21 protein-coding genes are annotated in these 22726 nt (G+C 74.1%); 2 read left to right on the top strand and 19 right to left on the bottom strand.

The genetic code is table 11. The features are described 5' to 3' along the window. Positions 1 to 45: 45 nt before the first annotated feature. Genes pyrF through pyrR form a run of 8 tightly spaced genes read right to left on the bottom strand, consistent with a single transcriptional unit; the run spans position 46 to position 10088 of the window. A complete protein-coding gene (gene pyrF / locus KC207_RS02340; RefSeq protein WP_282958948.1) occupies positions 46 to 921 on the bottom strand; it encodes an orotidine-5'-phosphate decarboxylase in 876 nt (291 codons plus the stop codon). Continuing rightward, a complete protein-coding gene (locus tag KC207_RS02335) occupies positions 918 to 1877 on the bottom strand; it encodes a dihydroorotate dehydrogenase (protein WP_211601296.1) in 960 nt (319 codons plus the stop codon). Before KC207_RS02335 ends, pyrF begins: the two co-directional genes overlap by 4 nt. Next, positions 1877 to 2752: a dihydroorotate dehydrogenase electron transfer subunit gene (locus tag KC207_RS02330; protein ID WP_211601295.1), complete on the bottom strand. Its 876-nt coding sequence runs from the start codon at positions 2750 to 2752 to the stop codon at positions 1877 to 1879. The genes KC207_RS02335 and KC207_RS02330 overlap by 1 nt, the downstream gene beginning before the upstream one ends. Next, on the bottom strand, positions 2749 to 6060 hold the full coding sequence (gene carB / locus KC207_RS02325; RefSeq protein WP_211601294.1) for a carbamoyl-phosphate synthase large subunit: 3312 nt from the start codon (positions 6058 to 6060) through the stop codon (positions 2749 to 2751). Before carB ends, KC207_RS02330 begins: the two co-directional genes overlap by 4 nt. Next, entirely contained in the window at positions 6060 to 7217 is a 1158-nt protein-coding gene (gene carA / locus KC207_RS02320; RefSeq protein ID WP_211601293.1) for a glutamine-hydrolyzing carbamoyl-phosphate synthase small subunit, read from the bottom strand. Before carA ends, carB begins: the two co-directional genes overlap by 1 nt. Beyond that, positions 7211 to 8518 (bottom strand): dihydroorotase, encoded by a 1308-nt coding sequence (locus tag KC207_RS02315; protein ID WP_211601292.1) that lies wholly within the window; start codon positions 8516 to 8518, stop codon positions 7211 to 7213. Before KC207_RS02315 ends, carA begins: the two co-directional genes overlap by 7 nt. After that, on the bottom strand, positions 8515 to 9459 hold the full coding sequence (locus tag KC207_RS02310; protein ID WP_211601291.1) for an aspartate carbamoyltransferase catalytic subunit: 945 nt from the start codon (positions 9457 to 9459) through the stop codon (positions 8515 to 8517). The genes KC207_RS02315 and KC207_RS02310 overlap by 4 nt, the downstream gene beginning before the upstream one ends. After that, complete coding sequence (gene pyrR / locus KC207_RS02305) at positions 9456 to 10088, bottom strand: bifunctional pyr operon transcriptional regulator/uracil phosphoribosyltransferase PyrR (protein ID WP_282958947.1); 633 nt, start codon at positions 10086 to 10088, stop codon at positions 9456 to 9458. The genes KC207_RS02310 and pyrR overlap by 4 nt, the downstream gene beginning before the upstream one ends. A gap of 138 nt (positions 10089 to 10226) precedes the next feature. On the opposite strand from pyrR, the gene KC207_RS02300 reads away from it, so the two are divergent. Next, positions 10227 to 11000 carry a metallophosphoesterase family protein gene (locus KC207_RS02300; protein ID WP_211601290.1) on the top strand — a complete coding sequence of 258 codons (774 nt, stop codon included), beginning with the start codon at positions 10227 to 10229 and terminating at the stop codon, positions 10998 to 11000. 96 nt (positions 11001 to 11096) lie between these two features. Continuing rightward, positions 11097 to 11273, top strand: a complete 177-nt coding sequence (locus KC207_RS02295; protein ID WP_211601289.1) for a hypothetical protein — start codon at positions 11097 to 11099, stop codon at positions 11271 to 11273. A 163-nt stretch (positions 11274 to 11436) separates the two neighbouring features. Here KC207_RS02295 and nusB read toward each other — a convergent pair whose 3' ends face one another. The 11 genes from nusB to alaS form a co-directional block, all read right to left on the bottom strand. Next, positions 11437 to 11850 (bottom strand): transcription antitermination factor NusB, encoded by a 414-nt coding sequence (nusB, locus tag KC207_RS02290; RefSeq protein ID WP_211601288.1) that lies wholly within the window; start codon positions 11848 to 11850, stop codon positions 11437 to 11439. 3 nt (positions 11851 to 11853) lie between these two features. Then, complete coding sequence (gene efp / locus KC207_RS02285) at positions 11854 to 12411, bottom strand: elongation factor P (protein WP_211601287.1); 558 nt, start codon at positions 12409 to 12411, stop codon at positions 11854 to 11856. A 140-nt stretch (positions 12412 to 12551) separates the two neighbouring features. Next, the gene (locus KC207_RS02280) at positions 12552 to 13742 is read right to left on the bottom strand and encodes a cell wall-binding repeat-containing protein (RefSeq protein ID WP_211601286.1); all 1191 of its coding nucleotides are present in this window, start codon (positions 13740 to 13742) and stop codon (positions 12552 to 12554) included. Positions 13743 to 13922: 180 nt separating this feature from the next. Beyond that, positions 13923 to 14993 (bottom strand): 3-dehydroquinate synthase, encoded by a 1071-nt coding sequence (gene aroB, locus KC207_RS02275; RefSeq protein WP_211601285.1) that lies wholly within the window; start codon positions 14991 to 14993, stop codon positions 13923 to 13925. After that, positions 14990 to 15496 (bottom strand): shikimate kinase, encoded by a 507-nt coding sequence (locus KC207_RS02270; protein WP_211601284.1) that lies wholly within the window; start codon positions 15494 to 15496, stop codon positions 14990 to 14992. Before KC207_RS02270 ends, aroB begins: the two co-directional genes overlap by 4 nt. After that, entirely contained in the window at positions 15496 to 16728 is a 1233-nt protein-coding gene (aroC, locus tag KC207_RS02265) for a chorismate synthase (protein ID WP_211601283.1), read from the bottom strand. The genes KC207_RS02270 and aroC overlap by 1 nt, the downstream gene beginning before the upstream one ends. Before the next feature lie 24 nt (positions 16729 to 16752). After that, positions 16753 to 17442 (bottom strand): prepilin peptidase, encoded by a 690-nt coding sequence (locus tag KC207_RS02260; protein WP_211601282.1) that lies wholly within the window; start codon positions 17440 to 17442, stop codon positions 16753 to 16755. Continuing rightward, complete coding sequence (locus tag KC207_RS02255; protein WP_249138507.1) at positions 17439 to 18266, bottom strand: shikimate dehydrogenase; 828 nt, start codon at positions 18264 to 18266, stop codon at positions 17439 to 17441. Before KC207_RS02255 ends, KC207_RS02260 begins: the two co-directional genes overlap by 4 nt. Beyond that, the gene (mltG, locus tag KC207_RS02250; protein ID WP_211601281.1) at positions 18260 to 19432 is read right to left on the bottom strand and encodes an endolytic transglycosylase MltG; all 1173 of its coding nucleotides are present in this window, start codon (positions 19430 to 19432) and stop codon (positions 18260 to 18262) included. Before mltG ends, KC207_RS02255 begins: the two co-directional genes overlap by 7 nt. Next, a complete protein-coding gene (ruvX, locus tag KC207_RS02245; protein ID WP_211601280.1) occupies positions 19429 to 19962 on the bottom strand; it encodes a Holliday junction resolvase RuvX in 534 nt (177 codons plus the stop codon). Before ruvX ends, mltG begins: the two co-directional genes overlap by 4 nt. Then, entirely contained in the window at positions 19962 to 22658 is a 2697-nt protein-coding gene (gene alaS, locus KC207_RS02240) for an alanine--tRNA ligase (protein ID WP_211601279.1), read from the bottom strand. The genes ruvX and alaS overlap by 1 nt, the downstream gene beginning before the upstream one ends. Positions 22659 to 22726 lie beyond the last annotated feature (68 nt).

The following is a 22726-nucleotide window of genomic DNA, read 5'->3' as shown; positions in this document are numbered from 1 at the left end:
GGCTGTACCTTCGTGACTGTACAGCGCGCCGCCGGGCGGGTCAGGTCAGGGGCGCGCCGCCTCGACGGCGTCGGCGAGCCCCGCCGCCGCGTCGCGGGCCGCGGAGCGCAGCGCGGCCACGTCCGGCCCGGCACCGAGCACCTCCCGCGAGCTCGTCCCGAGCACCTGCGGCAGCGCCGCACCGAAGGTCGCCCGCAGTCCCTCCGGGGTCCCGCCCTGGGCGCCGAGGCCCGGGGCGAGCAGTGGCGCGGCCGACCCGACGAGGTCGAGCCCGAGGTCGTCGACGGCCGTGCCGACGGTGGCACCGACGACCATGCCGACGCTGCCGAGCGTCCCCCGAGCGGCGGCGGCGGCGTTGTCGGCAGCCACCCCGGCGACGACGTGCCCGGCGACCGAGCGTCCCTCGAGGACGGCGTGCTGGACGGCCGGCCCCTCGGGGTTGGAGGTGAGCGCGAGGACGAAGACTCCCCGGCCGGTCCGGTGCGCCAGGTCGACGGCGGGACGCAGCGAGCCGTACCCGAGGTACGGGCTCACCGTCATGGCGTCCGGCGGCGACGGGGCGTCCTCGCCGAGGAAGGCCTCGGCGTAGGCGTCCATCGTCGTCCCGATGTCGCCGCGCTTCGCATCGAGGACGACGAGCGTCCCGGCCGAGCGCACCTCGTCGACGACCCGCTCGAGGAGGGCGACCCCGCGGGACCCGAAGACCTCGAAGAAGGCGGACTGGGGCTTGACCGCCGCGACGTGGCCGCCGAAGGCCTCGGCGCAGGTCAGGGCGAACCGCTCGACCCCGGCGAGGTCGTACGTCAGGCCCCACGACTCGACGAGGGCGCGGTGCGGGTCGATGCCCGGGCAGAACGGGCCGTGCTCGTCCATCGCGGCGCGCAGCCGCTCGCCGAAGGGGAGGTCGGGGGCCTCGGTCACGGGCGCACCATCCTGTCGTGGGCGATGCCGACGAGGTCGGCGAAGCGGTCGACGCCGTGCCGGGCCACCTCGGCCTCGAGCTCGGCGAGCACCCGCCGCGGGGCAGACGGGTCGTTGAAGGTCGCGGTCCCGACCTGGACCGCGGCGGCCCCGGCGGCGACGAGCTCGAGGGCGTCCCGGCCCGTGCGCACCCCCCCGACCCCGATGACCGGCGCCGTCGGCAGCCGGCCCTCACGCATCGCCGCGACGACCTGCCACACGGCGCGCACCGCGACCGGGCGGACCGCGGGACCGGAGAGCCCCCCGGTGACCCCGGCGAGCTGCGGGCGGAGCAGGTCGGTGTCGATGACGATGCCGAGCAGGGTGTTGATCATCGTCAGGCCGTCGGCGCCGGCCCGGACGGCGGCCTCGGCGACGGCGACGATGTCAGTGACGTCCGGGGTGAGCTTGGCGACGACGGGGACGCCCTCGGGCACCCGGGTGCGCACGATGCGCACGACCTGCTCGGAGCTCACCGGGTCGCAGGCGAAGACGAGGCCGCGGTTGGCGACGTTCGGGCAGGAGATGTTCGCCTCGACGCCGACGACGCAGGAGAAGGCCGGGCTCGCGACGAGCCGCTGGACGACCTCGCCGAACTCCTCCGCGGTGTTCCCCGCGACGGAGACGAGAACGCGGGCGCCGCGCTCGGCGAGCCAGGCGAGGTCGTGCTCGACGAAGGCGTCGATGCCCGGGCCCTGGAGGCCGATGGAGTTGAGCATCCCCGACGAGGTCTCGGCCATCCGCGGCGTCGGACGCCCCGACCTCGGGTCGAGCATCACCGTCTTCGTCACGAAGGCACCGAGGTCGGTGACCGGGAAGAACCGGTTGAGCTCCTTGCCGTTCGCGGCGCAGCCGGAGGCCGTCATCACGGGGTTCGGCAGGACCGTCCCGGCGAGCGTCGTCGACATGTCGACCATCAGTGGCCCCCCGCCCGCGGCGCGCCGACGGCGTCGTCCGGCACCCGGCAGATCCCGTCGGCGAAGGCGTCCCACCGCACCCGGTCCCCCCGGAAAACGGGGCCCTCGACGCACGAGCGGACCATCCGGGTCACCCCGTCGTTGCCGGTGACGGGCATGACGCACGTCATGCACACCCCGACACCGCACGCCATCGACTCCTCGACGGCGACCTGGGCGACGGCCCCGTGGGCGCTCGCCACCTCGGTCACCGCGCGCAGCATCGCCATCGGCCCGCACGCGTACGCGACGGCCGCGCCGGTGCGCTCGAGGACCTCGCCGAGGACGGCGGTGACCCTCCCCCGCGTCCCCGCGCTGCCGTCGTCGGTCGTCACGTGGACGCGGTCCGCGCTGCGGCGGGCCTCGACGACGCCGAAGAGCCGGTCCTCGGAGGCCGCCCCCAGGACGATCTCGACGGGGCAGCCGCGCTCGCGCAGGGCCTCGGCGAGCCAGAACAGCGGCGCCGAGCCGTAGCCGCCGCCGACGAGGACGCAGGGCACCGGGTCCGCCGGGAGCGGGAAGGGTCGCCCGAGCGGGCCGACGACGTCGACCGCGTCGTGGGTGCGCAGGCCGGTGAGCCACTGCGTACCGGGCCCGTGGGCGGCGACGACGACGTCGAGGGTCCCGCCGTACGTGCCCGTCGGGCGGACCCTGTGGATCGAGAAGCAGCGCCGGAGCAACGTCGCGGAGGTCTCGCCACCGACGGCGAACGCCGCGAACTGCCCGGGGTGGGCGAGCTCGGCGAGGCCGGGGGCGGTCACCGTGAGGTGGTGGTACGCCCCGACCCGGCGGTTGGCGACGACCTCCCCGGGGGTCTGGACGACGCCGGCGCTCACGCGGAGGCCCCCTGGCCGTAGAGGTCGAGGGCGGCGGCGTGGACCTGCAGGCTCGTGACGTCGAGGTCGTCGTGCTGGACCGCCTCGATGGCGAGGACGGCCGCGGACAGCTGCTGGACCGTCGTGACGATCGGCTTGTCCATCGACGTCGTCGCCGCGCGGATGGCGTACCCGTCGGCCCGGGTCGTCGGGCTCGTCCCGCTCGGGGAGTTGACGACCATCGCGATCTCGCCCGCGTCGATCAGGTCGACGACCGAGGTCCCGCCCTCGCCGCGCTCGGCGTGCTTGAGCACGATGTCGGCCTCGATGCCGTTGCGGCGCAGCACCTCGGCCGTCCCGGAGGTCGACAGGATGCGGAAGCCGAGGTCGACGAGCCGCTTCACGGGGAAGATGATCGCCCGCTTGTCCCGGTTCGCGACGGAGACGAAGACCGTCCCGGACGTCGGCAGGCCGCCGATCGCGCCGAGCTGGGCCTTGGCGAAGGCCCGCCCGAAGTCGACGTCGATGCCCATGACCTCGCCGGTCGAGCGCATCTCCGGACCGAGGAGGCTGTCGACGACGTGCCCCTCGAGGGTGCGGAAGCGCTTGAACGGCAGGACCGCCTCCTTGACGGAGATCGGCGCCGTCGCGGGGATCCTCCCGCCGTCGGTGTGCGCCGGGAGCAGGCCCTCGGCGCGCAGCTCGGCGATCGTCGAGCCCATCATGATCCGCGACGCGGCCTTCGCGATGGGCACCCCGGTCGCCTTCGCGACGAACGGCACGGTGCGCGAGGCCCGCGGGTTGGCCTCGAGGACGTAGAGGATGTCCTGGGCCAGGGCGAACTGGACGTTCATCAGCCCGCGCACCCCGATGCCCTCGGCGAGCTTGCGGGCCGACTCGCGGACCCGCTCGATCTCCGAGTGCCCGAGGGTGACCGGCGGCAGGGCGCACGAGGAGTCGCCGGAGTGGATGCCGGCCTCCTCGACGTGCTCCATGACACCGCCGAGGTACATGTCCTCCCCGTCGAAGAGGACGTCGACGTCGATCTCGATGGCGTCGTCGAGGAACCGGTCGACGAGCACCGGGTGCTCCGGGCTCGCGACGGTGGCCCGGTCGACGTAGCGCACGAGGGTCTCGTCGTCGTACACGATCTCCATGCCGCGGCCGCCGAGGACGTAGGACGGGCGGACGAGGACGGGGTAGCCGATCTCCTGGGCGATGGCGACGGCCTCGGTCGCACTGTAGGCGGTGCCGTGCTTCGGCGCCGGCAGGTCCGCCTCGGCGAGCACCCGGCCGAAGGCCCCGCGGTCCTCCGCGAGGTCGATGGCCTCCGGGCTCGTCCCGACGACCGGCACGCCGGCGTCCTTGAGCGCCTTCGCGAGCCCGAGCGGGGTCTGCCCGCCGAGCTGGACGACGACGCCGGCGACGGGGCCGGCGGCCTGCTCGGCGTGGACGACCTCGAGGACGTCCTCGAGGGTGAGCGGCTCGAAGTAGAGCCGGCTGCTCGTGTCGTAGTCGGTCGAGACTGTCTCGGGGTTGCAGTTCACCATGACGGTGTCGTACCCCGCCTCGCGCAGCGCGAAGGAGGCGTGGACGCACGAGTAGTCGAACTCCACGCCCTGCCCGATCCGGTTCGGCCCGGACCCGAGGATGACGACCGCCTCCCGCTCGCGTGGGGCGACCTCGGTCTCCTCGTCGTAGGAGCTGTAGTGGTACGGCGTGCGGGCGGCGAACTCGGCGGCGCACGTGTCGACGGTCTTGTAGACCGGGCGCACCCCGAGGGCGTGGCGGACGCCGCGGACGACCGGCTCGGGCATCTCCCGCAGGGCGGCGAGCTGGACGTCGCTGAACCCGTGCCGCTTGGCGAGCCGCAGCAGGTCGGGGGTCAGCTCCTCGGCCGTCGCGACCTCCTCGGCGACCTCGTTGACGAGGGCCACCTGGTCGAGGAACCACGGGTCGATCCTCGTCGCGTCGTGGACCTCCTCGACGGTGAGCCCGGCGCGCAGAGCCTGCTGGACGAGCAGGAGCCGGCCGTCGGTGGGCCGGCGCGCCGTGTCGAGCATCGCCCGGCCGGCCTCGGTGGTCGGCCGCTCGCCGTCCCAGTGGAAGCTGCTGCCGGCCTTCTCGAGGCTGCGCAGCGCCTTCTGGAGGGCCTCGGTGAAGGAGCGGCCGATCGCCATCGCCTCGCCGACCGACTTCATCGTCGTCGTGAGGGTGTCGTCGGCGGCCGGGAACTTCTCGAACGCGAAGCGGGGCACCTTGACGACGACGTAGTCGAGCGTCGGCTCGAAGGACGCGGGCGTCTCCTCGGTGATGTCGTTCGGCACCTCGTCGAGGGTGTAGCCGATCGCCATCTTCGCGGCGATCTTCGCGATGGGGAACCCGGTCGCCTTCGACGCGAGCGCCGAGGAGCGCGAGACGCGCGGGTTCATCTCGATGACGATGATCCGGCCGTCCTCGGGGTTCACGGCGAACTGGATGTTGCAGCCGCCGGTGTCCACCCCGACCTCGCGGATGACGGCGATCGAGATGTCCCGCAGGCGCTGGTACTCGCGGTCGGTGAGGGTGAGAGCCGGTGCGACGGTGATCGAGTCGCCGGTGTGGACGCCCATCGGGTCGAGGTTCTCGATGGAGCAGACGACGACGACGTTGTCCGCGCGGTCGCGCATGAGCTCGAGCTCGTACTCCTTCCACCCGAGGATCGACTCCTCGAGGAGGACCTCGGTGACGGGCGAGTACTGCAGGCCCGCGCCGGCGATCCGGCGGAGGTCCTCGGGGGTGTGCGCGAAGCCGGAGCCGAGGCCGCCCATCGTGAAGGACGGCCGGACGACGACGGGGTAGCCGAGGTCGTCGGCGGCGGCGAGCACCTCGTCCATCGAGTGGCAGATCGCGGAGCGGGCGGACTCGGCGCCGCAGCGCTCGACAACGCCCTTGAACGCCTCGCGGTCCTCCCCGAGCCGGATGGCCTCGACGTTGGCGCCGATGAGCGGGCACTCGTACCTCTCGAGCACACCGCGCTCGTGGAGCTCCATGGCGCAGTTGAGGGCGGTCTGCCCGCCGAGGGTCGCGAGGACGGCGTCCGGGCGCTCCTTGGCGATGATCCGCTCGACGATCTCCGGGGTGATCGGCTCGACGTACGTCGCGTCGGCGAACTCCGGGTCGGTCATGATCGTCGCCGGGTTGGAGTTGACGAGGACGACCCGCAGGCCCTCCTCCTTGAGCACGCGGCACGCCTGGGTGCCGGAGTAGTCGAACTCGCAGGCCTGGCCGATGACGATCGGGCCGGAGCCGATGACGAGGACGCTCTGGATGTCGTCGCGCTTCGCCATCAGACCGAGACCTCCTGGGTGGCGTGGGCGGTGGCTCGTCGCTCCATGAGCTCGGCGAACCGGTCGAAGAGGTAGGCGGCGTCGTGCGGACCGGCCGCGGCCTCGGGGTGGTACTGGACGGAGAAGGCCGGCACGTCGAGGCACTCCAGGCCCTCGACGACGTCGTCGTTGAGGCAGACGTGGCTGACCCGCACCCGCCCGAAGGGGGTGTCGGAGTCCCGGTCGAGCGGGGCGTCGACGGCGAACCCGTGGTTGTGCGCGGTCACCTCGACCGTGCCCGTCGTGCGGTCCATGACGGGCTGGTTGATGCCCCGGTGGCCGTAGCGCAGCTTGTACGTGCCGAACCCGAGCGCCCGGCCGAGGATCTGGTTGCCGAAGCAGATGCCGAAGTACGGTGTGCGGTCCCCGAGGACGGCCCGGACGAGCGCGGACTGCTGCTCGGCGGTCGCGGGGTCGCCCGGCCCGTTCGACATGAAGACCCCGTCGGGCGCGAGGGCGCGGACGTCCTCGGCCGTGGCGGTCGCCGGCAGGACGTGCACCTCGATGCCGCGCTCGGCCATCATCCGCGGGGTCATCGACTTGATGCCGAGGTCGACGGCCGCGACGGTGAACCGCTTCTCCCCCACGGCCGGGACGACGTAGGCCTCCTTCGTCGCGACCTCGGCCGCGAGCGAGGCACCGGTCATCTCCGGCGCGGACGTCACCTGCGCGAGGAGGTCGGCCGGGGTGCGCTCGGCGTCCGGGCCGCTGAAGATCCCGACCCGCATCGCCCCGCGCTCACGCAGGTGGCGGGTCAGGGCGCGGGTGTCGAGGTCGCAGATGCCGACCACGCCCTGGGTGTCGAGCTCGTCCTCGAGGGTCCGCCGGCTGCGCCAGCTCGAGGGGCGGATCGCGGGGTCGCGCACGACGTAGCCGGCGACCCAGATGCGGCCGGACTCGTCGTCCTCGTCGTTCCACCCCGTGTTGCCGACGTGCGGCGAGGTCATGACGACGACCTGGCGGTGGTAGCTCGGGTCGGTGAGGGTCTCCTGGTAGCCGGTCATGCCGGTCGAGAAGACGGCCTCGCCGACCGTCGTGCCGCGGTGGCCGTAGGCCCGGCCGGTGAAGGTGCGCCCGTCCTCGAGGACGAGGACGGCGGGCTCGCGGGCGGTCAGCATGGGACGGGCTCTCCTTCCCGCGCGGTGACGTCGCCGCGCAGGATCGTCGTGTGGACGGCGCCGGTCAGCGTGCGTCCGTGCCAAGGGGTGTTGCGGGACAGCGAGTGCGACGCGTCGCGGTCGACGGTGACCGTGGCGGTGGGGTCGACGAGGACGAGGTTCGCCGGCTCGCCCGGGGCGAGCGGGCGGCCGTGCCCGTCGAGGCCGGCGATCCGCGCCGGGGCGGTCGACATGACCCGGGCGAGGTCGGCGAGGGACATCCCGCCGTCGCGGACGAGGAGGTCGTGGACGACGGAGAAGGCGCTCTCCAGGCCGAGCATCCCGAAGGCGGCGTCGACGAACGCGTGCTCCTTGTCGTGCCGGGCGTGCGGGGCGTGGTCGGTGGCGACGGCGTCGACCGTGCCGTCGAGCAGCCCGGCGCGCAGGGCCTCCTGGTGCTCGGTGGGGCGCAGCGGCGGGTTGACCTTGTAGACGGGGTCGTACCCGGCGAGCAGGTCGGTGCCGAGGACGAGGTGGTGCGGGGTGACCTCGCACGTCATCCGGATGCCACGGGCCTTGGCCCACCGGACGACGTCGAGCCCCTCGGCGGTGCTCACGTGGGCGACGTGGACGCGGGCCCCGGTGTGCTCGGCGAGCATCGCGTCCCGGGCGATGACGCTCGACTCGGCGACCGGGGGCCAGCCGGGCAGGCCGAGGCGGCCGGACAGCTCGCCCTCGTGGCAGCACGCCGAGGGTCCGGCGAGGTCGGGGTCCTGGCTGTGCTGGGAGACGACGCCGTCGAAGGCCCGCACGTACTCCAACGCCCGTCGCATGACGCGGGCGTCGGCGACGCAGCGCCCGTCGTCGGAGAAGACCCGGGTCCGGGCGCGAGAGCGGTGCATGAGCCCCAGCTCGGCGAGCTCCGCTCCGTCGAGACCCTTCGTCACCGCCCCGACGGGGACGACGTCGGTGAGCCCGCAGCGGCGGCCGAGGTCGAGGACGTGCTCGGCGGCCTCGGCGGTGTCGGTGACGGGGGTCGTGTTCGCCATCGCGAGGACGGCGGTGTACCCGCCCGCGGCCGCCGCCCGGGAGCCGGTGCACACGGTCTCGGCGTCCTCCCGACCGGGCTGGCGCAGGTGGGTGTGGAGGTCGACGAACCCCGGCAGCACCGTGAGCCCGTCGGCGTCGAGCCGCGTCAGTCCCTCGGTGTCGGTGACGGTGCCGACCTCGGTGACGATGCCCTCGCGGATCGCGAGGTCGCCGCGCCGCTCGGTGCCGTCGGGGCCGAGGTGGGTGACGCCGGTGACGAGCCAGTCGCTCATGCGGCCACCTCCTCGCCGGCGAGCAGGTGGTAGAGGACGGCCATCCGCACCGCGACGCCCGCCGAGACCTGGTCGAGGACGAGGCTGCGGGCCGCGTCCGCCGCGTCGGCGCTGATCTCGAGCCCGCGGTTCATCGGGCCCGGGTGGCAGATGACGGCCTCGGGGTTGGCGTCGGTGAGCGCGCGGAGCCGGTCACGGGTCAGGCCGAAGCCCACGGTGTACTCCCTCGGGGTCGGGAAGAAGCCGCCGCTCATCCGCTCGCGCTGCACACGGAGCATCATGACGACGTCCGGGCCCGAGGCGAGGACGGCGTCCAGGTCGTCGGTGAGGTGGAGGCCGTCGGCCTGCGCCCAGGGGCGGATGCCGCTCGGCATGAGGGTCGGCGGGGCGACGCACGTGACGTCGGCGCCGAGGGTGCGCAGGGTGATCGCGTTGGAGCGGAACACCCGGCTGTGGGTGAGGTCGCCGACGATCGCGACGCGGCGGCCGGCGAGGTCGCCGATCCGCTGCTCGACGGTGTAGGCGTCGAGCAGGGCCTGGGTCGGGTGCTCGTGGGTGCCGTCGCCGGCGTTGACGACGCTCGCGTCGACCCACTGCGCGACCTGGTGCGCGGCGCCGCTCGCCCCGTGGCGCATGACGAGGCAGTCGACCGCCATCGCGTCGATCGTGCGGACGGTGTCGCGCAGCGACTCCCCCTTCGACGCCGACGAGCCCTTCCCCGTGATGTTGATCGTGTCGGCGGACATCCACTTGCCGGCGATCTCGAAGCTCGAGCGGGTCCTGGTCGAGTCCTCGAAGAAGAGGTTGATGACCGTCCGCCCGCGCAGGGTCGGCAGCTTCTTGACGTCGCGGCGCTGGACCTCGTGCATCTCGGCGGCGGTCGCGAGGAGCATCCGCACGTCGTCGCGGCTGAGGTCGGCGCTGGAGAGCAGGTGCCTCATCGGGGGCCTCCCGGGGTGGAGGGACGGCCGGCGCGGGTCTCCCCGAGGGCGATCGAGACCGAGTCCTCGGTGACCTCGTCGACGCCGTCCAGCCGGACCATGACGCGCTCGGTGTGCGAGGTCGGCAGGTTCTTGCCGACGTGGTCGGCCCGGATCGGCAGCTCGCGGTGGCCGCGGTCGACGAGGACCGCGAGCCGGACCGCCCGGGGCCGGCCCAGGTCGGCGAGGGCGTCGAGCGCGGCGCGGATGGTGCGGCCGGAGTACAGGACGTCGTCGACGAGGACGACGACCCGGTCGTCGACCCCCTCGGACGGGATGCGGGTCGGCATCGGGGCGCGGGTCGGCTGGCTGCGCAGGTCGTCCCGGAACATCGTGATGTCGAGCTCGCCGACCGGCACGGTGGCGCCCTCCATGTCGAGGAGCAGGGCGGCGAGGCGGCGGGCCAGCTCGACGCCGCGGGTCGGGACGCCGAGGAGGACGAGGTCGTCGGCGCCCTTGTTGTGCTCGACGACCTCGTGGGCGATACGGCGCAGGGCCCGGGCGACGTCCGCGCCGCTCATCACGGTGCGCGGGGCACCGGGAGCGGGGTCGTCGGCTCCGGCGGGTGGGTGTTCGTCGGCGCGCGTCATCCGCGTGCGACCTCCTTCCCCGCCTCACGGGACGGGTCGTTAAAGGACGTCTTGCGCCGCTCACTCTAAGGGGTCGCGGGAGCTCCGCCGACAGCGGACCAGCGCGTGGACGGCGCGTGTCGGGCCTACCGTGCCGGGATGAGAGCGAACCCGCCGGAGACCGTCGCCCTGCTGTCCGACACCCACGGCGTGCTGCCGGTGCTCGAGGCGGTCCTCGCCGAGCCCGAGGTGCGGTCCGCCGACCTCGTCGTCGTCACCGGCGACCTCGTCTCCGGCCCGATGCCCGTCGAGACCCTCGACGCGCTGACATCGCTCGGGGACCGCGTCCTCCTCGTGCGCGGCAACGCCGACCGCGAGGTCGTCGAGGCCTCCCGCGGGGCCGCCTGCGAGCACCCCGAGTCGGTGTTCGCGGCGGAGATCCTCGGCGCGGACCGGCTGGCGCTGCTCGCCGGGCTGCCGCACCCCGTGACGCTGGCGGTGCAGGGGTTCGGGGACGTCGTCCTGTGCCACGGCAGCCCGCGGGACGACGACGAGGTCGTCCTCGTCGACACCCGTCCGTCGCGGTGGGCCGAGGCGTTCGCGGACCTGCCGGACTCCGTGCGGACGGTCTGCTGCGGGCACACGCACATGCCGTTCGTCCGGCTCGTCGACCGGCGGCTCGTCGTCAACCCGGGCAGCGTCGGGATGCCGTACGGCCGGCCGGGCGGGGCGTGGGCGCTGCTGCGCGGGGGGCAGGTTTCGCTGCGGCACACGCCGGTGGACGTCGACGCCGCGTGCGCGCGCATCGTCGCCGAGTCGGCCTACCCCGACGCGGCCGCCTGGGCGGACGAGTACGTGCGGGCGGTGCACTCCGACGTCGAGGCGCTGGCGTCGTTCGGGCCCCGCGACGGACGGACGTCATCACGTCCGTGACACCGGTCCGGGCCGTGGGACGCATAACGCGACAGCATGCTTTCCAGAACATACTGTGATGACGACACCGCCCGAGCGCCCCGAAGGAGGCCCGCCATGTCCGACCGCGACACGACCATCCCGACCGTCGAGGGCATGTGCGCCGAGCCCCCGGCAACCCCGGTCCCGGCGTTCGCGGGCCTCTTCCCGCCGCGCGACGCCGACGAGCAGACCTACCGGCGGTGGCTCGCCGAGTCCCCCTGGCCCGAGGTCGTGTTCGCCGCCGCCCGCTGAGCCGGGCTCCCCGACAGCGACCTCGCTGGCGCGCCGCCACCTCGCCCGGTCACGTCGACCTCGCCGAGACGGTGCGCCATGACGCACCGTCTCGGCGAGATCGCACCGAGCCGGCGAGATCAGCAGGTGCCGGAGAGGTCGCGCGCCGGCCGGGCGACCGGTCTCACGCGAGGGTCGGCTTGACCTCGGCGAGCCGGGCGAGCAGCCCGTTGACGAACCGCGGGCTGTCGTCGGTCGACAGCTCCGTCGCCATCGACACCCACTCGCTGATCGCAACGTTCTCCGGGACGTCCGGGGAGTAGAGGACCTCGAAGGCCCCGAGCCGGATGATGGCCCGGTCGACGGCGGGCATCCGCTGCAGCGACCAGCCCTGCGAGTACGTCGTGATGAGCTCGTCGATCTCGGACCGGCGCTCGGAGACCCCGACGACGAGGTCGGCGGTCAGCTCCGCGAGCGGGTGCTCCGTGACGGGCTTCGCGAGCCGCTCGCGCAGCAGGTCCGCGGCGTCGACGCCCCGCTGCTCGGCCTCGAACAGCAGGTCGAGGGCGCGCTTGCGGGCCTTGGTGCGGGCGGCCACGGGTCAGGCCCGGCCGAGGTAGCTGCCGTCGCGGGTGTCGACCTTGACCTTGGTGCCCTGCTCGAGGAACAGTGGCACCTGGATCTCCGCGCCGGTCTCGAGCGTCGCGGGCTTCGTGCCGCCCGACGAGCGGTCGCCCTGGAGGCCCGGCTCGGTGTACGTGATCTCGAGGACGACCGAGGCGGGGAGCTCGATGAAGAGCACGCTGCCGTCGTGACGGGCGACGACCGCCTCCTGGTTCTCCATCATGAACCGGGACGCGTCACCGACGACCTCCGGGCTCACCGGCAGCTGGTCGTAGGTGTCGGGGTCCATGAAGACGTAGTCGGTGCCGTCGTTGTAGAGGTACTGCATCGTGCGACGGTCGACGGTGGCGGTCTCGACCTTGACGCCCGCGTTGAAGGTCTTGTCGACGGTCTTGCCGCTCATGACGTTCTTCAGCTTGGTCCGCACGAACGCGGGACCCTTGCCGGGCTTGACGTGCTGGAACTCCACGACGCTCCACAGCCCGTTGTCCATCCGCAGGACCATGCCGTTCTTCAGGTCGTTCGTCGATGCCACTGGGTGTCGCTCTCTGCTCCGGTGCGGGCCGCACGCCCGTCCTCGGGGCGCGCGTCACCCCCGTCGAGGGGTGGGGATCGCGCCCATCGTACCGTCCGGTCCGCCCCCACCCGCACGCCGCGGGCGGGGGTGCCGGAGGGTCAGCAGACGTCGAGCTTCGCGGCGTCCTCCGAGACCGAGGCCGTCCCGCCGACGGTCATGACGTACGTCGGACCGACCCGGCTCGCCTCGGCCTTGGTGCCGGCGGAGACGCAGGCGCCGCTGCTCAGCAACGTCGTGCCCCGGGCCAGGCCCGCGAGGGGCGCCGAGGAGAGAGCGTCGGGGAACTTCTTGCCGCTCACGACGACGACCGCCTCGGCGGTGCCGAAGACCATCTTCGAGAGGTTGACGGCCGCCTCGTACCGGTCCGCGCCGGAGGCCCGCTGGAGGTTCGTCGTCGGCAGCGTCTCGCGCACCGCTGTGGCCACGGACCCGCTGACGCTCGCCGTCCCGCCGACGATGATGACGCGCTTCGGCTTGAGGTCGCGCAGGGCGGACCGCGTGACGTTCGGCAGGCCGGAGCCCTTCGTGAGCAGGAGGGCGCCGCGGGAGTTCGCCGCGGCCCCGCCGCCCCCGAGGGCGTCGGCGAAGATCTCGCCGGAGGCGAGGACGACGGTCTCGACGCCCTTGCCGTCGGGCTTGCCGTCCTGGTCGTCGTCGCTCGCCCGCCACAGCTCGTCGTTGTAGCGCGCGACCTGGGCCGCGACCGCGTAGCGGTTGGCTCCCTCGATGCGGTCCGAGCCCTCCGGCACGACGGCCGCGAGCTGACGCTCGACGTAGTCGCTGATCGTCGCCGTGCCGCCGAGGACCACGACGAACCTCGGCTGGATGCGCTCGATCTCGGTGATGACGGCCCGCGGGACCACGCCGGTCCCCGGGGTGAGGAGCAGGGGCCCGATGCCGTAGGCCAGCGGCCCGGCGCCCAGGGCGTCGGGGAACTTCGCGCCGCTCGCGACGAAGACGATGTCGACGGGGTCGGCCTTGCCGCCGAGCATCCCGTCGCAGCTCGTCGCCGTGCGGGCGCACACCGAGGCCTTGCTCACGGCGACGGCCGCGGCGTACCGGTCCTTGCCGGAGATCCGCAGGTAGTTGTCGGCGCCGGGCAGACCCGCCTGGACGGCGCTCGGCGAGACCGCCGCGGCCACGGCGGCGCGGGACCCGGTCGCGGCGGCCGGTTCGGCCGGCGCGACGGACTCCGTCGTCACGAGGGTAGCGCCGCCGTCGAGCCCGGAGGTGGGCGCGGCGAGGGCGGTGGCGGATCCGACGGTGACCAGGCACGTGGCAGCGGCCATGGTCCGAAGGAGAGACAGTGCGTGCACAGGGACACTCCGGGGAGGGGTGGTCGTTCTCGGGCCGTCCTCCGTGCCCTGCATCACGTCGGTCGCGTGCGCCACAGTAACCCCACCGGCGTGTCGTTGTCGCGCTTTCGTGCAAAACGTGCTTGCCGCGTCGTGATGGGCGCCGGGGCGCGCCTACCCGCCGAGGGCCGCGAGGCTCTCGCGCAGCAGCCGCTCGTCGGGCCCCTCCAGCCGGACCGGTCGGGCGAGCCCGTCGAGGACGACGAAGCGCAGCAGCGACCCGCGCGCCTTCTTGTCCCGCGACATCGCGACGAGCAGCGCGTCGGCGTCGCCGCTGTACGTCGTCGGCAGCCCGACCCCCTCGAGCACCCGGCGGTGCCGAGCGAGGAGGTCGGCGTCGAGGTGACCGGTCCGGTACCCCAGCTCCGCGGCGAAGACCATGCCGATGGCGACGGCCTCACCGTGGCGGCGCCGGTAGCCCTCGACCTGCTCCACGGCGTGCCCGAGGGTGTGGCCGTAGTTGAGGACCTCGCGCAGGAAGAACTCGCGCAGGTCGGCCGCGACGACCTGCGCCTTGACCCGGACCTTGCGCTCTACGAGCTCGGCGAGCGCCGGGGAGTCCCATCGGGTCGCGGCCGCGGGGTCGCGCTCGAGGAGGTCGAGGATCGCCGGGTCGGCGATGAAGCCGCCCTTGACGACCTCGGCGAGCCCCGCGACGAGGTCGGCCCTCGGCAGCGTCTCGAGGACGTCGAGGTCGCACAGCACCCCCGCGGGGGTGTGGAAGGCGCCGACGAGGTTCTTCCCCTCGGCGGTGTTGATGCCGGTCTTGCCGCCGACGGCCGCGTCGACCATCGCGAGCAGGGTCGTCGGGACGTGGACGACCGGGACCCCCCGCAGCCACGTCGCGGCGACGAACCCGGCGAGGTCGGTGACGGTCCCGCCGCCGACGGCGACGACCGCGTCGGTCCGGGTGAACGCCCGCTCCCCGAGGACGCCCCAGAGCCGGGCCGCGACGTGGACGTCCTTGGCCGCCTCGGCGTCGGGCACCTCCGCGGTCACGACCGCCAGGCCGCGGGCGGAGAGCAGGTCGGCCACCGGCCCGGCGTACCGGTCCAGGCCTTCGGGACGCACGACGAGCACCTGCCGGACGCCGTCCGGCAGGAGGTCCGCGACCCGGTCGAGCACCCCGCGCCCGACGACGACGTCGTGGAGGTCGCCGACCGGGATCGTCAGGGCGTCGCTCACGGGTCCGTCCCGACGAGGCGCGCGACCTCGCCGGCGACCTCGTCGACGCCCCGTCCCGCCGTGTCGACGGTGTGCGTCGCGACCCGTTCGTAGACCGGGCGCCGGGCCTCCATGAGACGGACCCACGAGGCCCGAGGGTTGACCGCGAGCAGCGGCCGGCTCGCGGCGAAGCCCACCCGCTTCGCGGCGTCGGCGATCCCGACGTCGAGGAAGACGACGGTGTGTCCCGCGAGCGCGGCCTCGGTGGTCGGGTCCACCGGCGCCCCGCCGCCGAGCGCGACGACCCCGTCCTCCGCGGCGAGCGCGCGGGACACCTCGGCCCGCTCGAGGTCGCGGAAGGCGGGCTCCCCGTCCTCGACGAAGATGTCGGCGATGGACCGGCCGGCCGCGGCCTCGACCGCGGCGTCGGTGTCGTGGAACCCCACGCCCAGCAGCTCGGCGACCGTCGCACCGGTCGTCGACTTCCCCGACCCCGGCGGTCCGACGAGCACGACGCGCGGCATCAGTCGCCGTCCCAGGTGCGCATCGACGCGGGGACGTGCTCGAGGTAGGAGCGGTGGTTGCGGGCGGTCTCCTCGAGCGAGTCGCCGCCGAACTTCTCGAGGCAGGCCTCGGCGAGGACGAGCGCGACCATCGCCTCCGCGACGACGCCCGCCGCGGGGACCGCGCAGACGTCGGAGCGCTGGTGGATGGCGGTCGCCGGGTCGTCGGAGGCGACGTCGACGGTGCGCAGCGACCGCGGGACGGTCGAGATCGGCTTCATCGCCGCCCGGACCCGCAGGACGCCGCCGACGGACATCCCGCCCTCGGTGCCGCCGGCACGGCCGGTGGCTCGGCGGATGACACCGTCCTCGTCGCGGTCCATCTCGTCGTGGGCGACCGAGCCGCGGCGGGCGGCGGTGCGGAACCCGTCGCCGACCTCGACGCCCTTGATGGCCTGGATCCCCATGAGGGCGGCGGCGAGCCGGGAGTCCAGGCGGCGGTCCCAGTGGACGTGCGAGCCGAGCCCCGGCGGGACGTGGTGCGCGACGACCTCGACGACGCCGCCGAGGGTGTCGCCGTCCTTGCGGGCGGCATCGACCTCGGCGACCATGGCGGCCGACCCGGCGGCGTCGAAGGCGCGGACCGGGTCGGCGTCGAGCGCGTCGACGTCGCCGGGGCCGGGCACCGGCGCGTCGTCGGCGACGCCCGCGGCGCCGATGGCCACGGTGTGCGACACGAGCCGGATGCCGTAGGCCTGCTCGAGGAACGCGGCGGCGACGGCGCCGAGCGCCACCCGGGCGGCCGTCTCGCGCGCCGACGCCCGCTCGAGGACCGGTCGGGCGTCGTCGAACCCGTACTTCTGCATCCCGACGAGGTCGGCGTGGCCGGGGCGCGGCCGGGTGAGCGGCCGGTTGCGGGCGACCTCCTTCTCGGCGTTGACGTCGTCCGAGGCGGCGTAGGCGTCCTCGGTCACCGGGTCCGCGCTCATCACGGTGCGCCACTTGGGCCACTCGGTGTTGCCGATCCGGATCGCGACCGGGGACCCGATCGTCTCGCCGAGTCGCACGCCACCGAGGAACTCGACCTCGTCCTGCTCGAACTTCTGCCGGGCGCCCCGGCCGTGGCCGAGCCGGCGCCGGGCCAGGGCCGCCGCGAGGTCCGACGTCGTGACCCGGACCCCGGCGGGCAGTCCGTCGACCGTCGCGACGAGCGCGGGTCCGTGCGACTCCCCGGCGGTCAGCCAACGCAGCATGCGCCCGATCCTGTCACGGTGCTCTCAGCCGGCGAGCAGGGCGGTCAGGATGCGGTCGCCGGCGCCGACGCCCACCCAGGCCCCGAGGCACATCGCGGGGCCGTAGGCGATGTGCGAGCGCAGCCCGACCCGGCGCAGGGCGAGGAGGGCGGCCGCCGCCACCCCACCGACGAGGAAGCCGGAGGCGAGGCCGACGACGAGGACGTCCGCGCCGAGCCACCCCAGGAGCGCTCCGAGGACCGGGGCGAGCCGCACGTCGCCGCCACCGACACCCCCGCCCGGGACGATGCCGAGGAGGAGGTAGACCCCGCCCATGACGAGCGCGCCGACGAGGGCGCCGAGCCAGCGCCCGTCCGCGGTGGCGAGGCTCGCGGGGACGAGGAGGACTAGGAGCGCCGCGCCGGTGGGGACGACGAGCCCGACCGGCAGCCGGTGCACGTCGAGGTCGATCCACACCAGGCCGGTCGTGAGCCAGGCGAGGAGCAGGAAGGCCGGCACCGCGGCCCACTCCCCCGTCCGGGCGAGCACCGCGAGGACGGCGACGACCGTGAGGGCGGCGGTGAGGGGGCCGGTCCACCAGACCCGGCCCGGGGGACCGACCGCCTCGTCCTCGACGATCCGGTAGCCGCCCGTCGCCAGCTCGCGACCGGTGAGGTGCCCGACGGCACCGAGGGCCACGGCGCACCCCGCGAGGGCCCACCAGGTGGGCGTCACCCGCCCGCCCCGAGCGCCCGCAGCCCGGCGGCCCGCATGTCCTCGACGGGCGCCGCGTGCCCGGTGAACATCGTGAACTGCGCGGCGGCTTGGTGCAGGAGCATGTCGAAGCCGGAGACGACGCGCATCCCGGCGGCGGCCGCCGCCCGGGCGGGCAGGGTCGGCCAGTCGGCGTACACGACGTCGAGGAAGACGCCGGAGTGGGTGGCGGGCACGGTCGCGGCGACCCGCTCGGCGGCGGCCGGGGGCACGGTCGAGACGACGACGTCGTCGCGGGTCGTCACCCAGGGGTCGATGCCCGCGACCGAGCCGTTGCGGATGCCGGTGCCGCCGTCCATCGCCCAGGCGAGGAGGTCGGCCGCCCGGCCGGTGTCACGCGCGCGGACGGTGAGGGTGCGCACGCCGAGCCGGGTGAGGGCGAGCACGCAGGAGCGGGCCGTCGCCCCCGCCCCGAGCAGCAGCGCCCGCTCCGGGGTTCCGGGCAGGACCGGTGCGAGGGCGTCGGTGACCCCGACGACGTCGGTGTTGTCGCCGTCCCAGCCGCCGTCGGCCCGCCGGACGAGCGTGTTGACGGCGCCGGCGGTCCGTGCCGTCGCCGAGACGGTCCTCGCCACCTCGAGCGCGGCCTCCTTGAGCGGCATCGTGAGGGAGAGCCCGCGCCACGTCGGGTCGAGGTCGGCGACGACCCCGGCGAGCTCGTCGGCCCCGACCTCGCGCAGCCCGTAGTCCCAGTCGGTGAGCCCGAGCGCGGCGTACCCCGCGCCGTGGAGGACCGGGGAGAGCGAGTGCGCGACGGGGGACCCGAGGACCGCGGCCCTCAGCACCGGTCCCTGTTCTCGCGGCACCACTGCTGGAACTCGGCGACGTTGGCCTGGTGCTCGGCGTCGGTCGAGGCGAACTTGGTCTCCCCCGTGTCCGGGTTGACGGCGACGAAGTACACCCAGTCGCCCTCCTCGGGGTCGGCCGCGGCCTCGATCGACGCGGCACCGGGGCTGTTGATCGGTCCCGGGGGCAGGCCCTCGGCGCGGTAGGTGTTGTACGGGCTGTCGGAGCTGCGCTGCTCGTCGGTCGTCCCGGCGCGGCCCCGCTCCTGGGCGACGAAGTGCACGGTCGAGTCCATCTGGAGCAGCCCGTAGCTCGGCGGGCCGCCCTCGAGCCGGTTGAGGATGACCCGCGCGACCTTGGCCCGGTCGGCGTCCCCGTTGACCTCACCCTCGACGATCGAGGCGATCGTGAGGACGCGCATCCGGTCGGACTGCTCCACGCCCGCGTCCTCGAGCGCCGACACCGTGCCCTCGATCATCCGGGAGAGCTGGTCGGCGGCGCTGGTCTCGTCGCCGAACTCGTAGCTGGCCGGGAAGAGCCAGCCCTCGAGCTCGCCGTCCGCGGCGTCCGGCAGGCCGAGCGCCTCGGGGTCCTCGGCGGCCGCCTCGTAGTCCTCCACCGGGATCCCGGTCGACTCCGACAGCAGGGCGAAGGTCTCGTCGACCCACAACCCCTCGCGGATCGTCACCCGTTCGGCGACCCGGTTCCCCGGGTCGACGAGGACCTGGAAGGCGTCCGCCCCCCGCATCTCCTCGCGCATGACGTAGGTGCCGGGCTGGATGCCCGCCGCCGCCTGCGGGTCGGCGGCCGCCGCCTCGAGGTAGGCGGTCCGGGACTTGGTGACCCCGGCGTCGCGCAGGATGGTGGCGATCTCCTCGCCGGTGTTGCCGGAGGCGACGACGACCTCGACCTGGCCCTCGCCGGGTCCGTCGAAGTCGAGGTCCTCCTCGGAGGAGCCGCCGGCGAGACCGCCGATGACGGGGCCGACGACGCTGTAGGCGCCGTAGCCCGCCCCACCGATGAGCGCGACGGCGACGAGCAGCACGACCCACCGGCCACGGCGCCGCGGCGGCTTGCGTCGCCGTCCGTGGATCTCGCGGCGCGAGCTGGGGGTCGGGCGCTCCGCCTCGTCACCGAAGATGGTGTCGGTGAAGTCGTGGCTCACGTCGTCGTGCCCTTCGTCCGCGGCTTGCGTCGCCGCCCTGTCACCGGGTCACCGGCCGGTGACCCGCTGGCCCGCTCCGCGTCGAGTGCCGCCTGGAGGATGATGACGGCGGCGGCCTGGTCGACCACCGCGCGCTGTCTCCGACCGGGGACACCGCTCTCACGGAGCGTGCGGTGCGCGTCGACCGTCGTGAGCCGCTCGTCGACGAGGCGGACCTCGACGGGGGTGACGCGCGCCGCCAGCACGCCAGCATACGTGCGTGCGCGCTGAGCGGAAGGGCCTTCGGCCCCGGACAACGAGCGCGGGAGCCCGACGACGACCCGCACCGCCTCACGCTCCCGCACGATCTCGGCGATGCGCTCGACGTCGGCGTCGCCGGCGCGCGGCGGCTCGTCGGAGCTCCGGGGGACGGTCTCGACGGGGGTGGCGAGGACCCCACCCACGTCGCTGGCGGCGACGCCGACCCGGACCGACCCGACGTCCACCCCGACGCGCACGCCCCGCAGTGCCGCGTCCTGCGGACCCGGCATCAGCCGGCGATCTCCCCGACCCGCCACTCCAGCGCGGCGAGCGCCTCACCGACCTTCGTCGGGTCCTGGCCGCCGCCCTGGGCGATGTCGTCCTTGCCTCCGCCGCCGCCGCCGAGGACGCCGGCAGCGACCCGCACGAGCTCGCCGGCGGTGACGCCCCGGTCCCGGGCCGGCTCGTTCGTCGCGACGACGACGACCGGCCGTCCCTTCGCGACGCCGGTGGCGGCGACGACGACGGGCCGGTCGGTGCCCAGCCGCCCACGCAGGTCCAGCACCATCGAGCGGACGTCGCCCGCGTCCGCCTCGCCGGCGTCGTGGGCGAGGAAGGTCACCCCGCCGACGTCGCGGGCGGCGTCGGTGAGCGAGCCGGCCGCCGCCCGGAGCTGCTCCTTGCGCAGCCGGTCCAGGTCACGCTCGGCCTCCTTGAGGCGCGACATGAGTCCACCGACCCGCTCCGGCAGCTCTTCCGGGCGGCCCTTGACGAGCTCCGTGAGCTGACCGACGATCGCCCGCTCGCGGGCGAGGAAGGAGAACGCGTCGGTGCCGACCAGCGCCTCGACCCGGCGGACGCCGGAGCCGATCGACGCCTCCCCGAGGAGGGTGACGAGCCCCAGCTGGGTCGTCCGCTCGGCGTGCGTGCCGCCGCAGAGCTCGCGGGCCCAGTCGCCGACCGAGATGACCCGGACGGCGTCGCCGTACTTCTCCCCGAAGAGCGCCATCGCGCCGGCGTCCCGTGCCTCCTTCTGGGTCATGACCTCCGCGTGCACCGCGAGGTCGTCCAGGAGGAGGGCGTTGACCCGGGCCTCGACGTCGGCGAGCACCGACGCGGGGACCGCCGACGAGGCGTGGAAGTCGAACCGGAAGCGTCCGGGCGAGTTCTCCGAGCCGGCCTGCGTCGCGGTCTCCCCGAGCGCCTCGCGGATCGCCTTGTGGACCATGTGGGTCGCGGTGTGCGCCCGGGAGATGGACCGGCGCCGCTCGATGTCGACCTCCATGAGCGCGCGCTCCCCGGTCCCGACCTCGCCGTCGACGACCGTCGCCCGGTGGACGACGAGGCCCCCGATGGGCGACTGGACGTCGCGGACCTCGACGAGGGCACCGCCGTCGAGCCGGACGAGCCCGCCGTCGGCGAGCTGCCCACCGCCCTCGGCGTAGAAGGGCGTGCGGTCGAGGACGAGCTCGACGTCCTGGCCGGCGACCGCGGACGTCACCGGGGCGCCGTCGCGCAGGATGCCCGCGACCCGCCCCTCGGACACGACCTCCTGGTAGCCGGTGAACTGCACCGGACCGCCGAGCGCGTCGGCGATGCCGCGGTAGACGCTGACGTCGCCGTGCTCGGACTTCTTCGACCGGGCGTCGTCCTTGGCCCGCTGGCGCTGCTCCTGCATGAGCCGTGCGAAGCCCGCACGGTCGACCTCGAGGCCCTGCTCGGCCGCCATCTCGAGGGTGAGGTCGATGGGGAAGCCGTAGGTGTCGTGGAGCGCGAAGGCCTGGTCGCCGGCGAGGACGCTCCCTCCACCCGAGCGCGTCCGCTGCACCGCGGTGTCGAGGATCGTCGTGCCCGCGGCGAGCGTGCGCCGGAACGCCTCCTCCTCGGCGTAGGCGGTCTGGCTGATCCGGTCCCAGTCGGTCCGCAGCTCGGGGTAGGACTGCTCCATCCGTTCGAGCGAGACCGGGAGGAGCTCCGGCAGGCAGGGGTCCTCGTGACCGAGGAGGCGCATCGAGCGCACCGCCCGGCGCAGCATCCGGCGCAGCACGTAGCCGCGGCCCTCGTTGCCCGGCGTCACGCCGTCGCCGATGAGCATGAGCGAGGACCGGACGTGGTCGGCGACGACCCGCAGCCGGACGTCGTCCGGGTGGCTCTCGCTCGCCGAGTGCCCGGAGGACTCGCCGTACCGCTTGCCGGTCATCTCGGCCGCCCGGACGAGGACGGGGTGGACCTCGTCGATCTCGTACATGGTGTCGACGCCCTGGAGGATCGAGGCGATGCGCTCCAGCCCCATCCCGGTGTCGATGTTCTTCCTCGGCAGCTCGCCGCGGACGTCGAAGTCCTCCTTGGACCGCACGGCCGACAGCTCGTACTGCATGAAGACGAGGTTCCAGAACTCCATGAACCGGTCCTCGTCGACGGCCGGTCCGCCGTCGGGGCCGTACTCGGGACCCCGGTCGTAGAAGATCTCCGAGCAGGGACCACCCGGACCCGGGACCCCCATGTGCCAGTAGTTGTCGGCCTTCCCACGGCGGACGATCCGCTCGACCGGCACCCCGACCTGCCGGTGCCAGATCTCGAACGCCTCGTCGTCGTCCTCGTAGACCGTCGGCCAGATCCGGTCGGCGTCGAGTCCGAAGCCCCCCTCGCTCTGCGGCGTCGTCACGAGCTCCCAGGCGAGGCCGATGGCCCCTTCCTTGAAGTAGTCGCCGAAGGAGAAGTTGCCGTTCATCTGGAAGAAGGTGCCGTGCCGCGAGGTCTTGCCGACCTCCTCGATGTCCTGGGTGCGCACGCACTTCTGGACGCTCGTCGCGCGGTCGTACGGGGCGCTCTCCTGGCCGAGGAAGTACGGCTTGAAGGGCACCATGCCGGCGTTGACGAACAGGAGGTTGGGGTCGTCGAGCAGCAGCGAGGCGCTCGGCACGACGGTGTGGCCGCGCTGACCGAAGAAGTCGAGCCAGCGGCGGCGGATCTCGGCGGTGTCCATGGGGTGTCCTGGGGTCTCGGGCCGTGCGACGGGCGCCGGACATCGTATGCCGGGCCGGGCACGGGAGG

The sequence above is a fragment of the Phycicoccus avicenniae genome, assembly GCF_018139485.1.
Taxonomy (GTDB): domain Bacteria; phylum Actinomycetota; class Actinomycetes; order Actinomycetales; family Dermatophilaceae; genus Phycicoccus; species Phycicoccus avicenniae.
Note: the sequence above shows the minus strand (reverse complement) of the source record. Positions and strands in the feature narration are given on the sequence as shown.

Coding starts and splice junctions, on each gene's coding strand:
- KC207_RS02300 (WP_211601290.1), top strand. CDS start 10,227: ATGAGAGCGAACCCGCCGGAGACCGTCGCCCTGCTGTCCGACACCCAC.
- aroC (WP_211601283.1), bottom strand. CDS start 16,728: ATGCTGCGTTGGCTGACCGCCGGGGAGTCGCACGGACCCGCGCTCGTC.
- ruvX (WP_211601280.1), bottom strand. CDS start 19,962: ATGCCGGGTCCGCAGGACGCGGCACTGCGGGGCGTGCGCGTCGGGGTG.
- KC207_RS02335 (WP_211601296.1), bottom strand. CDS start 1,877: ATGGTCGACATGTCGACGACGCTCGCCGGGACGGTCCTGCCGAACCCC.
- KC207_RS02270 (WP_211601284.1), bottom strand. CDS start 15,496: ATGCCGCGCGTCGTGCTCGTCGGACCGCCGGGGTCGGGGAAGTCGACG.
- KC207_RS02280 (WP_211601286.1), bottom strand. CDS start 13,742: ATGGCCGCTGCCACGTGCCTGGTCACCGTCGGATCCGCCACCGCCCTC.
- carA (WP_211601293.1), bottom strand. CDS start 7,217: ATGCTGACCGCCCGCGAGCCCGCCGTCCTCGTCCTCGAGGACGGGCGC.
- carB (WP_211601294.1), bottom strand. CDS start 6,060: ATGGCGAAGCGCGACGACATCCAGAGCGTCCTCGTCATCGGCTCCGGC.
- KC207_RS02295 (WP_211601289.1), top strand. CDS start 11,097: ATGTCCGACCGCGACACGACCATCCCGACCGTCGAGGGCATGTGCGCC.
- alaS (WP_211601279.1), bottom strand. CDS start 22,658: ATGGACACCGCCGAGATCCGCCGCCGCTGGCTCGACTTCTTCGGTCAG.
- KC207_RS02315 (WP_211601292.1), bottom strand. CDS start 8,518: ATGAGCGACTGGCTCGTCACCGGCGTCACCCACCTCGGCCCCGACGGC.
- KC207_RS02310 (WP_211601291.1), bottom strand. CDS start 9,459: ATGAGGCACCTGCTCTCCAGCGCCGACCTCAGCCGCGACGACGTGCGG.
- pyrR (WP_282958947.1), bottom strand. CDS start 10,088: ATGACGCGCGCCGACGAACACCCACCCGCCGGAGCCGACGACCCCGCT.